Origin of the sequence: Vulcanococcus limneticus LL (assembly GCF_943369875.1) — a bacterium.
GTDB lineage: Bacteria > Cyanobacteriota > Cyanobacteriia > PCC-6307 > Cyanobiaceae > Vulcanococcus > Vulcanococcus limneticus_A.
The window spans coordinates 60,855-72,828 of the sequence record NZ_CALROT020000008.1 but is presented as its reverse complement, the minus strand read 5'-3'; the positions used below and the strand labels follow the sequence as shown (position 1 = coordinate 72,828).

Here is an 11,974-nt window from a genome sequence, read left to right as displayed (position 1 = left end):
ATCAGTCCCCTGCCTGGGCGTCGCCCTGGTCGGCAGCGGGAGCCGGTGCGCCGCCGGCCTGTCCGGGGCCGGGGCCCATCGACACCTTGACCAGGGCATGGCGCAGCACCCGATCGTTGAGGCGGTAGCCGCGCTGGAGCTCGGCGATCACCACGTCCTCGGGGTGCTCGTCGCTGGGCTCCCGCAGCACCGCTTCGTGGAAGTTGGGATCGAAGGGCTCACCCTCGACGCGCATCGGCGCGACCCCGAGCTGCTTGAACACGTCCACCAGCTGCTTGTAGAGGCCCTGGTAGCTGCCGTGCAGGCTCTGGGCCTCCTCGTGCTGGGGGTTGAGCTGCTGGCGGGCGCGCTCGAAGTTGTCCACCACCGGCAGGATCTCGCTGAGGGTGGAGCAGGCGATCTGGGTGCGCAGATCGTCCTGGTCGCGGCTCTGGCGCTTGCGGAAGTTGTCGAAGTCCGCGGCGATGCGCATGTACTGGCCCCGCAGGCTCTCGTTGTCGGCCTTGAGGCTCTCGAGTTCGGCCTCAAGCTGGCGCAGGCGATCACCGGCCGGCTCGCCGCTCAGCGCCGGATCGGAAGCGGCGCCAGGGCTGGAGGTGTTCTGCTCGGCGACCGCCGGGTCAAACGGGGGCGGGGTGGCGTCCCCGGCGGCGTCCGGCGGCACAGCGGCCGACGCCGTGGACGCCGCAGCCGTGGAGTCAGTGGCGGAATCCTGGGGAAAGGAGCTGACGTCACCGCTCATTGCTGACTGAACCGGAGAACTGATCTAGACATGTTGGAGTCCAGGGGTTCCCCCCCACAAGCGGCGGAAGCCCGCACCTCCCCCCGGGAGCTCCCGGGGACCTGTTTGAGGCCCCGGCTTCCCCATTCCCTCTGGCCCCCACCCCTCGGCTGCCGCCATGACCCTCACCCCCGCCCGGCCGGTCCCGAACGCCACCAGCCCCGTCCAGCAGCGGCTGGAGGTGGAACTGCTGCTGGGGGAGGAGGTGCTGGCCGCGCTTGATCTCAGCCAGGCGGGCATCAGCCGCTGGGCCTGGGCCAAGACCCTGCCGCAGGAGCGCTGCCGGGAGCTGGGCTGTCTGCCGGTGCGCCAGGAGGGCAGCACCCTGGTGGTGGCCGTACCGACCCACTGGGGGCTGGAGCAGCGGGGTCAGCTGAGCGAGCTGGCGGCCGCGGCGGGGGTGGCCATCGACATGCGCCTGGCGCTGAAGGCCGACATCGACGCCGTCCTGGCCCGCGAGAGCGGGGATGGCGCTGCTGCTGCCGGGGAGGCGGCAGCGGCCCAGCCGGCAGGCGGCCCTGCGCCGAGCGCAACCGCCGGCAGCGCCGCCGCCGCGCCCCAGGCCAGCCCCAAAGCCGCTGCCCCCGCCCCTGTGGCCTCCCCGCCCCAGCGCAAACCGGGCAAGCCGCCGAAGCGCCTGTCGCTGCTGGATGACATCAACCTCACCGGCAGCCTTCAGGAGGCACCACCCGATGAGGCCAGTGGCGAGGACCTGGAGGCCAGTGTCAGTGCCTCCAATTCCTCGCCGATCGTCAGCCTGGTGGACAAGATCCTGGTGCAGGCCCTGAGCACCGGCACCAGTGACATCCACGTGGAGCCCCAGGAGGACGGCCTGATCATCCGCTTCCGACAGGATGGCGTGCTGGAGCAGCTGGAAAAGCTGCCCAAGAACATCATTCCAGCGGTGACGTCCAGGCTCAAGATCATGGCGGATCTGGACATCGCCGAACGCCGGCTGCCCCAGGACGGCCGCATCCGCCGCCTGTTCCGTGGCCGCACCTTTGACCTGCGGGTCAGCACCCTGCCGACCCGCTACGGCGAGAAGGTGTGCATGCGTCTGCTGGACAGCGGCGCCACCAAACTCGGCCTGGACAAACTGATCACCGATGCCCATTCCCTGGAGATCGTGCGGGACATGGGCTCCAAGCCCTTCGGCATGATCCTGGTGACGGGTCCCACCGGCTCCGGTAAATCCACCACCCTCTACTCGCTGCTGGCGGAACGCAACGATCCGGGCATCAACATCTCCACGGTGGAAGATCCGATCGAATACACGCTCAAGGGCATCTCCCAGACCCAGGTGAACCGGGAGAAGGGCTACGACTTCGCCATGGCCCTGCGGGCCTTCATGCGGCAGGACCCCGACGTGCTGCTGGTGGGGGAAACCCGCGACCTCGAAACGGCCAAGACCGCCATCGAAGCGGCGCTCACCGGTCACCTGGTGCTCACGACCCTGCACTGCAACGACGCCCCCAGCGCCATCGCCCGTCTGGCGGAGATGGGGGTGGAGCCCTTCATGGTGAGCGCCTCGCTGATGGGCATCATCTCCCAGCGCCTGGTGCGGCGGGTCTGCCCCAGTTGCCGGGTGCAGTATCACCCCTCCGAGCAGGAACTGGGCCGCTTCGGACTGTTCGCCAGCAACGAACAGAACATCAACTTCTTCAAGGCCAAACGGTCCCTCGGCAACCACGACGACGTCTGTCCCACCTGCCTGGGCCTGGGCTACAAGGGCCGGGTCGGCGTCTACGAGGTGCTGCGCATCAATGAGATGCTGGCCACCGCCATTTCCCAGCAGGCCACCACCGACCGGATCCGCAAGCTGGCCCTGGAATCGGGCATGAAGACGCTGCTGGGCTACGGCCTGGATCTCGTGCGTCAGGGCTACACAACCCTCGAGGAAATCGAGCGGATGATCCTCACCGACTCGGGCCTGGAATCGGAACGGCGGGCCAAGGCCCTGCACACGATCACCTGCAAGGGCTGTGGAGCCGGGATGCGCGACGAATGGCTGGAATGCCCCTACTGCCTCACACCTCGAGGCCTGTAGGGGTGCGTGCCGGCGCAGGCGCGGCAGAACGATGGCACCGCAGGACGCTGGCACGGCAGAACGATGGGCGGCCGAAAGAACCCACAGCCGATGACAAAGCCATCCCTGGCGCGCCCGGGGTCTTGCTGGGGCTGCGACCAGGCAACAGAATAGATCCCACCGACTTCTCCAGCCCCACCCCCCATGGAACTCCTGATCGAAGACCTGATGGAGGAGCTGGTCAAGCGCGGGGGGAGTGATCTTCACCTAGCCGCCGGTCAGCCGCCCTATGGGCGCTTCAGCGGCAGCCTCACGCCCATGCGTGAGGACCCCCTGAGCGAGGAGACCTGCAACCGGTTGATCTTCTCGATGATCAACAATTCCCAGCGCAAACAGCTCGAGCAGAACTGGGAACTGGATTGCGCCTACGGCCTCAAGGGCGTCTCTCGCTTCCGGGTCAATGTCTATCGTCAGCGCGGGACGTATGCGGCCTGTCTGCGGGCCCTGGGCAGCAACATCCCCAGCCTGCAGGCCCTGGATCTGCCGCCGGTGGTGGAGGAAACCAGCCGCCGTCCCCGGGGCCTGGTGCTGGTGACGGGGCCGACCGGCTCAGGCAAGACCACGACCCTGGCCGCCCTGCTCGATCACATCAACCACACCCGGGCCGAGCACATCCTCACGATTGAGGATCCGATTGAATTCACCTACCGGAACGACAAGAGTCTCGTTCACCAGCGCCAACTCAACGACGACACCAAGAGCTTCGGCGCTGCCCTGCGGGCCGCCCTGCGCGAAGACCCGGACGTGATCCTGGTGGGGGAGATGCGTGACCTGGAGACCATCCAGCTGGCGATCACCGCCGCCGAAACCGGCCACCTCGTGTTCGGCACCCTGCACACCAGCTCCGCCGCCCAGACCGTGGATCGCATGGTGGACGTGTTTCCCCCCGAACAGCAGACCCAGATCCGGGTGCAACTCAGCAGCAGCCTGGTGGCCGTGTTCTCCCAGACCCTCTGCAAGCGGCTGGACCCGGCCCCCGGACAGTTCGGCCGGGTGATGGCCCAGGAGATCATGATCAACACCCCGGCCATCGCCAACCTGGTCCGTGAGGGCAAGACCGCCCAGCTCTATTCCCAGATCCAGACCGGCGGTCAGATCGGCATGCAGACCCTGGAGAAGGCCCTGGCCGATCTCGTGATCAACGGCGACATCAGCAGCAAGGAGGCCATGGCCAAGGCCAGCAAACCCGAGGAGCTGGGGCGCCTGCTGCAAGGTCAGGGAACCTGAGCCCAGGCCTGCTGAGCCCCCGCCCGACACCGGCGCCATCCCATGACGCAGCGCGCCCAGCGCCCGATTGATCCCCCACTCCGCCCGTTGAGCCGCCGATGCCCACCTTCACCGCGACCTACACCGCCCGGGGTGGCCAGCGCCGGGAACTGAGGGTCTCCGCCGCGGACGTGGCCAGTGCCAAGCGGGATCTGCGCCGCCGCGGGATCGTGCCGGTGTCGTTGGTGGCCAGCGATGCCAAATCCGGGGGTGCGGGGACCGGCGGGGGCACTGCCGGCAAAAAAAACTCGCTGCTGACCATGGATCTGGGCAGCTTCTTTGAAGCCAAGCCCGGGGTGAAGGAGAAGGCGATCTTCGCCAACAAGATGGCCGCCCTGGTGGATGCGGGGGTACCGATCGTGCGGGGCCTGGATCTGATGGCCAACCAGCAGCGCCTGCCGATGTTCAAGCGGGCCCTGACGGCCATCAGCTCCGAGGTGAACCAGGGGGGAAGCCTGGGGGCCGCCATGCGGCGCTGGCCCAAGGTCTTCGATCGCCTCAGCATCGCGATGGTGGAGGCCGGGGAGACCGGCGGTGTGCTCGACGAAACCCTGCACCGCCTCTCCATCCTGATGGAGGACGTTGCCAAACTGCAGAACCAGATCAAGGGTGCGATGGGCTATCCCATCGCCATCCTGGTGATCGCCGTCAGCGTGTTTCTCGGGATGACGATCTTCATCATCCCTCAGTTTGCGGCGATCTTCAAAAGCCTCAATGCGGAGCTACCGGTCTTCACGCAGATGCTGGTGGATCTGAGCGGCCTGCTGCGCTCGTCCTTCTCGATCTTTCTGGTGGCCGGCATCTTTGCGATCGGCTGGCTGTTTGGACGGTATTACTCCACTCCCCAGGGCAAGCTCACGGTGGATCGCAACCTGCTGAAAGTGCCGCTGTTCGGTGATCTGCTCCAGAAGAGCTCCACCGCCCAGTTCTGCCGGATCTACAGCGCCCTGAGCCGGGCCGGTGTGCCGATCCTGCTGGCGCTCGATATCGTCAAGGAAACATCCGGCAATGCCGCCATTCAGCTGGCGCTTGAACAGGCCCGCACGGAAGTGCAGGAAGGTGTCAACCTGAGCGGGGCACTCTCCACCAAGAAGGTGTTTCCCGACCTGGCCCTGAGCATGCTCACCATCGGCGAAGAGACCGGAGAAATGGATAAGATGCTCTCCAAAGTTGCCGACTTCTATGAAGACGAAGTCTCGGTGACGGTGAAGAACCTCACCTCCATGCTGGAGCCGGCCATGATCGTGTTTGTGGGCGGCATGGTGGGGGCCCTGCTCGTGGCCATGTACCTGCCCATGTTCAGCGTCTTCGACAAGATCCGCTGATACGGCCAGCTGACCGCTGCGGCGAAGCCGTCTGGCCCAGGCTCCTGATCGGAGGGTTGGGCCCTGACAGGCTGGCGTCAGCCCAACCCCTTTAACCCGCCGAACAGCGCTGCACCGCTGCCTGGCCCGCCAGCCAGCCGGAACTCCAGCAGTGCTGGAAGTTGAAGCCTCCGGTCACGCCGTCCACATCCAGCAATTCCCCCACCAGATAGAGGCCGGGCACGATCCGGCTCTCCATGCTGGCGAGATTCACCTCACCCAGGCTCACGCCTCCGGCGGTGACGAACTCCTCGCCGATCGGTCCCTTGCCGGCCACGGGATAGCGGCTGGCCCGCAGGGCCTGGATCAGCCCCTGCTGCTGAACTCTCGTGAGATCGGCCCAGCGGCGCTCCGGCTCCACGGCCTGATCCTCCAGCAGGTGGAGCCAGAGGCGCCGGCTCAGGTCACCCCAGGGCCGCGCGTTGGCGAGCTGACGGCGGGCCTGCTCGCGCCGGCAGCCGGCGAACAGCTCCTCCAGATCGGCCTGGGAGCGACCGCCGCTCCAATCGACCCGCAGCTCGGCGCGGTAGCCGGACTCGTGCAGGGCCCGGGCCGCGAAGGCCGTGAGCCGCAGGGTGGCCGGCCCGCTCAGGCCCCAGTGGGTGATCAGCACGGGCCCCTGCTGACGGAACCGCCCGCCGGGCAGCTCCAGCTCCAGCCCCACCGGATCCATCACCACGCCGGCGAGCTCCAGGAGGGGATTGGGACGCACCGTGAGGGTGAACAGCGAGGGCACGGGCGGCACCAGGCCGTGGCCGAGGGAGGCGGCCAGGCGACGGCCGCTGGGGTGGCTGCCGGTGGCGAGCACCAGCGCGCGGGTCTGGACGAAGCGGCTGGGGGAGGGCGCCGGCAGGGGGGAGGCCAGCTCCGCACGCTCGCCTGACCCAGGCTCACCGGCCCGTGGGACCCCGCCCACTCCGCTCTGGCCGCTGGCGCGGCGGGTCTGCAGCTGCAGCAGGAAGCCCCCGGCGGGGAGAGCGTCGGCGGCCTGCAACGCCGTGTGGGTGCGCAGCACCACCCCCGCACGCGTCGCCGCCTGGCGCAGGGTCTGGATCACGGAAGTGGAGCGGTTGCTGCGGGGGAACATCCGACCATCGGCCTCCTCCACCAGCTCCAGGCCGTGGGCATCGAACCAGGCCACCGCATCGCCGCAGGCGAAGCGGCTGAAGGGACCACGCAGGGCCTGGCCGCCGCGGGGATAGTGACCCACCAGGGCCCGCGGATCCCAGCAGGCGTGGGTCACGTTGCAGCGGCCGCCGCCGCTGATCAGCACCTTGCCCAGGGGCTCGGGGCTGGCCTCCAGCAGCAGCACCCGCTCCAGGCCGGCCTCGGCGGCGCTGATGGCGGCCATGTAACCGGCCGGGCCACCGCCGGCCACCACCAGCTCCCAGGTCTCGGAGGGGGTGGAGCCGATCGGGGGGGTGGCTTCCCGGTGGCTGGAGCCCCCGGGAGCGGAGACCGGAGGGCTGGAGACGGGGCTGGGCATGGGGAGTCGGAGGGCACGATGGAGGGATGCAAGAGGCGCCCCCGCAACACCCCCTGATCGAGCCTGCCACCGCAGCGGCGGACGCCCCCACGGGCTTCCGCCCCGTCACCGGGATGACACCAGGCCTCGATCCAGCCGAGGCCGAACCCTCAGGCGCCCAGCCCGTGGCCGCCCACCGCTTCAGCGTGGCGCCGATGATGGATTACACCGATCGGCACTTCCGGGTGCTGTTCCGCCAGATCAGCCGGCGCAGCCTCCTGTACACCGAGATGGTGGTGGCCCAGGCCCTGCACCACTGCCAGCAGGCCGGGGCAGGCGGCGACGAGCGGGCCCGCCAGCGGCTGGAGCGGCTGATCGGCTTCGATCCCTGCGAGCATCCGATCGCCCTGCAGGTGGGCGGCGACGACCCGGTCCTGCTGGCCGAGGCCGCGCGGATCGCCGCCGACCGCGGCTACGACGAGCTCAACCTCAACGTGGGCTGCCCCAGCGAGAAGGTGCAGAAGGGGCGCTTCGGCGCCTGCCTGATGGCGGAGCCGGATCAGGTGGCCCGCTGCGTGGCGGCCATGGCGGCCGCCAGCCCCCTGCCGGTCACGGTGAAGCACCGCATCGGCATCGATGCACGGGATTCCTTCGAGGAACTACTGGCCTTTGTGGACCGGGTGGCCGCCGCCGGCAGCCAGCGCTTCAGCGTGCATGCCCGCAAGGCCTGGCTGGAGGGTCTGGACCCGAAGCAGAACCGCACCATCCCGCCCCTGCGCCATGACCTGGTGCTGCGCCTCAAGCAGGAGCGCCCGCAGCTGACGATCGAACTGAACGGCGGCCTGCAGACCCTGGCCGACTGCCTGCCGCCGCTGCAGCAGCTGGACGGGGTGATGGTGGGCCGGGCCGCCTACGACCATCCGCTGCGCTGGGCCGGCGTGGACCGGGACCTGTTCGGGGAGGACCACCGGGAACCGGCCACCGCCTCCGAGGTGGTGCGGGGCCTGATTCCCTACGCCGAGCACTGGTGCTCAGGGGGCGGGCGGCTGTGGTCGATCGCCCGGCACCTCGTGCAGGTGGTGGAGGGGGTGAGCGGTGCCCGGCACTGGCGCCGCCGGCTGGGCCAGGCCGCCGGGCAGCGCACGGCGGGTCCCGAGGTGCTGGAGGCCGCGGCCCGAGAGCTGGAGGAGCACGGCCTCTGAGACCCCGTCAGGGCGGGAACGTGGCGGAAGCAGGACCCACCGTGACGGAGGGATCAGTCCTGGGCGCCGCCGTAGCCGTCGCTGCCGCCATCGCTGGCCCCCCAGCTGCTGCCACCGGCCGTATCGCCGCTGCTGCGCCGGCGGCGGCTGCGGCCCTCCCCGAAGCCATCGCTGGCACCGCCGTAGCTGCGGTCCTCCCAGCTGCTGGCGCCGGAGCTGCGACCACCGCCGCCGGTGCCACCACCACCCGCATAGCCGCCAGCGCTGCCGCCGTAGCCGCCGCCGCCCGCCGCCCCATAGCCACCACCACCACTGCGGCGCGGACCGCCGGAGGAGCGGGGTTCGGCCTTGTTGATGCGCAGGGGACGGCCCATCAGCTCGGCGCCCTGGAGGGCGTCGATAGCGCGGGCTTCGGTCGCCTCGTCCGCCAGCTCCACGAAGGCGAATCCCCGCTTGCGGCCCGTGTCCCGCTCCAGGGGCAGGGAACAGGTTGTGACGCCGCCGAAGGGGGCGAACAGTTCCTCCACATCGTCCTGCTCAGCGCGGAAGGGGAGGTTGCCAACAAAAATGCTCACGGGCCGTGGGGGCCGATCAGGCAGGAATCGTCACGCTGAGACTAGACGCGGTTGGGGATTCCGGGCCGTCGGCAAACGCCTCAGCCCCGCAAGCGCGCCTGGGCCCGATCCAGCTGCAGGCGCACCTGGTCAAAGGCCGTGCCGCCCTCGCTGCGGCGGGCCGCCACCACCTGGCGCGGCTCGATCGCCGTGAAGATGTCGGCCTCGAAGGCGGGGTGCAGCTGCTGCCAGCGCTCCAATGGCAGCTGACGCAGCAGGATCCCCTCCTGCAGGCAGCCCTTCACCAGGCCCCCCACCAGCTGGTAGGCCTCGCGGAACGGCACCCCCTTGGCCACCAGGTAATCGGCCACATCGGTGGCATTGGAGAAATCGCTGGCCACCGCCTGCTCCAGCCGCTCCGGCCGGAAGCTCAGGCCCTCCTCGAACAGGATCGCCATGGCCTCGAGGCAGTCGAGGGTGGTGCGCACCGCGTCGAACAGGGCCTCCTTGTCTTCCTGGAAGTCCTTGTTGTAGGCCAGGGGCAGACCCTTGATCATCACCAGCAGCCCCTGCAGGTGGCCGAACACGCGGCCGCACTTGCCGCGCACCAGCTCCGGCACGTCGGGGTTCTTCTTCTGGGGCATCAGGCTGCTGCCGGTGGCGCAGCGGTCGGTGAGGCCCACGAAGCCGAACTCCTCGCTGGCCCAGAGGATCACCTCCTCGCTGAGGCGGCTCAGGTGCACCATCACCAGGCTGGCGGCGGCGCTGAACTCCACGGCGAAGTCGCGGTCGCTGACGGCATCGAGGCTGTTGGCATACACGTCGTCGAAGCCGAGGGCCGCGGCGGTGTGGCGGCGATCGATCGGCACCGGCGTTCCGGCCAGGGCGGCCGCCCCCAGGGGGCAGATGTTGACGCGCTTGCGCAGGTCGCGCAGGCGGGCGCGGTCGCGCTCCGCCATCTCCACGTAGGCCAGCAGGTGGTGGGCCAGGCCGATGGGCTGGGCCCGCTGCAGGTGGGTGTAGCCCGGGATCATCACCTCGGCGTGGGCCTCGGCCTGGGCCAGCAGCGCCCGCTCAAAGCGCACGATGGCCGCGTCGATGCCATCGATCTGGGCCCGCAGCCACAGGCGCAGATCGGTGCCCACCTGGTCGTTGCGGGAGCGGCCGGTGTGCAGCTTCTTGCCCAGAGGACCCAGCAGGGCGATCAGCCGCCGCTCCACGGCGAAGTGCACGTCCTCGTCCTCAAGGCCGGGGTTGAACTGGCCGGCGGCCGCCTCAGCCCGCACCTGCTCGAGGCCCGCCACCAGCTGCTCGGCCTCCTCGGCCGTGAGCACGCCGGTGCTGGCCAGCATGCGGGCGTGGGCGATGGAGCCGTCAAGGTCCTGCTGCAGCAGGGTGATGTCGAAGCCGATCGAGGCGTTGAAGCGCTCGATCGCCGGATGCAGCCCCTCCTCGAAACGCTGGCTCCAGGTGGAGGTGGAGGAATCGACCGCCATCGGGTCCGATCGGGCTGCTGGGCTCAGCTTGGCAGGCGGCTGCGCGGCGCCAATCGGCTGCGCGGCGCCGCCCATCGGTGGAACAGGCGCCTCAGCCGGGCAGGCTGGGCAGCATCACCTCCTCGCGCACCTTGAGCACCACCAGGGAGGCGTCGTCCTCCAGGGTGCGATCGGGCCCCACGAAGCGATCGAGCCGGGCGAACAGCTGATCGAGGATGCCCTGGGCGCCGATGCCGGAGCGGCAGGCGGTGTGCAGGGCGCGGATCAGCCGCTCCTCGTCGAACCGCTCGCCGTTGAGCCCCGGCGCTTCGGTGACGCCATCGGTGTAATAGAGCAGCACGTCACCCGGATCGAGCACGATCTGCTCGCAGCCGTACTGGGCCTCGGGCTGCAGGCCGATCAGCAGGCCCGGCGCATCCAGCCGGTCCACGGCGTTGCGCAGCCGCCGCCAGATCAGCGGCGGGTTGTGGGCGGCGTTGGCGTAACGGAGCAGGCGGGTGCGGGGGTCGAAGTCGGAATAGAAGAGGGTGACGAAGCGGTGCGAGTGGGAGAGATCCTCCTGGGCCAGCTGGTTGAGGTCGTGCAGGATCCGATCCGGCGGCAGGCCGCTCAGCACCTCGGCCCGCAGCATGCCCCGCAGCAGGGTCATCAGCAGCCCCGCCGGCACCCCCTTGCCCATCACGTCGCCCATCACCAGGGCCCACTTGCCCTGTTCCCGGCGGCGGCCGATCAGCTGGGGCTTGGTGGGGATGAAGTCGTAGTAGTCGCCGCCCACCTGGAAGGCCGGACGGCAGCGGGCCGCCAGTTCCACCCCCTCGATCACCGGGCAGTGGTCGGGAAGCAGCTGGGCCTGGATCTCGGCGCCGATGCTCATCTGGCGGTCGATGCGCTCGTGGCGGCGGGCCTCCTGCAGCAGCAGCTCGTTCTCGATCGCCACGCCGGTGAGGTCGGCCACCAGCTGCACGTGGCGGCGATGCACCTCGCTCCAGCTGAGGCCACTGGCGGCCCCGAACACATAGAGGCGACCGCGCTGACGGCTGCGGGCCACCACCGAGGTGCCGAACAGGGGCCGATCGGGCAGCAGGCGGCGCATCAGCTGATCCAGCCGGGCCGCCACCCCCTCCTCCCCGGAGACCTCCTGCAGCTCCCGATCACTGAGGCCGGCGATCTGACGCAGCAGGGGCTCGCAGCCCTCCACGGGACAGGCGTGCAACTGCTCCCGCCAGAGGCGACCATCGGGGTGGAACGCCACCAGCACCGCCCCCTCGGCGCCCACCAGCCGGGCCGCCACCAGCGGCACCAGCTCGAGGAAGCGGCCCAGGTTGGTGAAGCTGCGCAGGGCGAAGCCGAGGGAGGCCAGCAGGTCCTGGTTGCGGCGCTGCTCCCGGCTGAGGCTGTCGACCAGCTGGCGCAGCGAGGCCACAGCGCTCAGGGCCTGGCCGCTGATGGACGCTGGCCCAACGCCCAGAGTGGGCTCGGGTGCCTGATCGGGCACCGCTGAGGGGGTCTGGAGCGGCGGGTCGGGCCGCCGTGGAGGCGGCGTGCTGCTCACCGAGCGGCCGCGAAGTGCACGAAAGGTAGCAGGGGTTTTTGGGCTTGAGGCTGGATCGGCGGGACGGCGCGGGCCGGGGGTGGACGGCGGGGGCTCAGGGAGCCGGGCCCGAATCCGTCCCGCCGATCCAGCCTCAAGCCCAAGGCCCTGGGGGAGAGGGGGGGGTGAGGGTTGGACGCGGGAAGAGGGGGGGCCCTCGTAGACAGCG

General features: G+C 69.8%; 9 protein-coding genes. 4 read left to right on the top strand and 5 right to left on the bottom strand.

Going from position 1 to position 11,974, the window contains the following annotated elements:
- Window position 1 precedes the first annotated feature (1 nt).
- Window positions 2-742, bottom strand: a complete 741-nt coding sequence (gene grpE, locus ACLV7J_RS10285; protein WP_411869001.1) for a nucleotide exchange factor GrpE — start codon at window positions 740-742, stop codon at window positions 2-4.
- A gap of 157 nt (window positions 743-899) precedes the next feature.
- Here grpE and ACLV7J_RS10280 point away from each other — a divergent pair, with 157 nt between their 5' ends.
- The 3 genes from ACLV7J_RS10280 (at window position 900) to ACLV7J_RS10270 (ending at window position 5,458) form a co-directional block, all read left to right on the top strand.
- Window positions 900-2,828, top strand: coding sequence for a GspE/PulE family protein (locus ACLV7J_RS10280; protein ID WP_411869000.1), 1,929 nt, complete (start codon window positions 900-902; stop codon window positions 2,826-2,828).
- A gap of 183 nt (window positions 2,829-3,011) precedes the next feature.
- Window positions 3,012-4,094 (top strand): type IV pilus twitching motility protein PilT, encoded by a 1,083-nt coding sequence (locus ACLV7J_RS10275; protein ID WP_411868999.1) that lies wholly within the window; start codon window positions 3,012-3,014, stop codon window positions 4,092-4,094.
- 98 nt (window positions 4,095-4,192) lie between these two features.
- Window positions 4,193-5,458 carry a type II secretion system F family protein gene (locus ACLV7J_RS10270; protein WP_411868998.1) on the top strand — a complete coding sequence of 422 codons (1,266 nt, stop codon included), beginning with the start codon at window positions 4,193-4,195 and terminating at the stop codon, window positions 5,456-5,458.
- 91 nt (window positions 5,459-5,549) lie between these two features.
- On the opposite strand, the gene ACLV7J_RS10265 is transcribed toward ACLV7J_RS10270, so the two are convergent.
- The gene (locus ACLV7J_RS10265; RefSeq protein WP_411869108.1) at window positions 5,550-6,848 is read right to left on the bottom strand and encodes an NAD(P)/FAD-dependent oxidoreductase; all 1,299 of its coding nucleotides are present in this window, start codon (window positions 6,846-6,848) and stop codon (window positions 5,550-5,552) included.
- A 248-nt stretch (window positions 6,849-7,096) separates the two neighbouring features.
- Here ACLV7J_RS10265 and dusA point away from each other — a divergent pair, with 248 nt between their 5' ends.
- Window positions 7,097-8,164 (top strand): tRNA dihydrouridine(20/20a) synthase DusA, encoded by a 1,068-nt coding sequence (gene dusA, locus ACLV7J_RS10260; protein WP_411869107.1) that lies wholly within the window; start codon window positions 7,097-7,099, stop codon window positions 8,162-8,164.
- Window positions 8,165-8,217: 53 nt separating this feature from the next.
- Here dusA and ACLV7J_RS10255 read toward each other — a convergent pair whose 3' ends face one another.
- From ACLV7J_RS10255 to ACLV7J_RS10245, 3 genes are all read right to left on the bottom strand, one after another.
- The gene (locus ACLV7J_RS10255; protein ID WP_411868997.1) at window positions 8,218-8,739 is read right to left on the bottom strand and encodes an RNA recognition motif domain-containing protein; all 522 of its coding nucleotides are present in this window, start codon (window positions 8,737-8,739) and stop codon (window positions 8,218-8,220) included.
- An 80-nt stretch (window positions 8,740-8,819) separates the two neighbouring features.
- Window positions 8,820-10,214, bottom strand: coding sequence for an argininosuccinate lyase (argH, locus tag ACLV7J_RS10250; protein ID WP_411868996.1), 1,395 nt, complete (start codon window positions 10,212-10,214; stop codon window positions 8,820-8,822).
- A 91-nt stretch (window positions 10,215-10,305) separates the two neighbouring features.
- On the bottom strand, window positions 10,306-11,646 hold the full coding sequence (locus ACLV7J_RS10245) for a PP2C family protein-serine/threonine phosphatase (RefSeq protein ID WP_411869106.1): 1,341 nt from the start codon (window positions 11,644-11,646) through the stop codon (window positions 10,306-10,308).
- Window positions 11,647-11,974 lie beyond the last annotated feature (328 nt).

Coding starts and splice junctions, on each gene's coding strand:
- grpE (WP_411869001.1), bottom strand. CDS start 742: ATGAGCGGTGACGTCAGCTCCTTTCCCCAGGATTCCGCCACTGACTCC.
- ACLV7J_RS10280 (WP_411869000.1), top strand. CDS start 900: ATGACCCTCACCCCCGCCCGGCCGGTCCCGAACGCCACCAGCCCCGTC.
- ACLV7J_RS10275 (WP_411868999.1), top strand. CDS start 3,012: ATGGAACTCCTGATCGAAGACCTGATGGAGGAGCTGGTCAAGCGCGGG.
- ACLV7J_RS10270 (WP_411868998.1), top strand. CDS start 4,193: ATGCCCACCTTCACCGCGACCTACACCGCCCGGGGTGGCCAGCGCCGG.
- ACLV7J_RS10265 (WP_411869108.1), bottom strand. CDS start 6,848: ATGGCCGCCATCAGCGCCGCCGAGGCCGGCCTGGAGCGGGTGCTGCTG.
- dusA (WP_411869107.1), top strand. CDS start 7,097: ATGACACCAGGCCTCGATCCAGCCGAGGCCGAACCCTCAGGCGCCCAG.
- argH (WP_411868996.1), bottom strand. CDS start 10,214: ATGGCGGTCGATTCCTCCACCTCCACCTGGAGCCAGCGTTTCGAGGAG.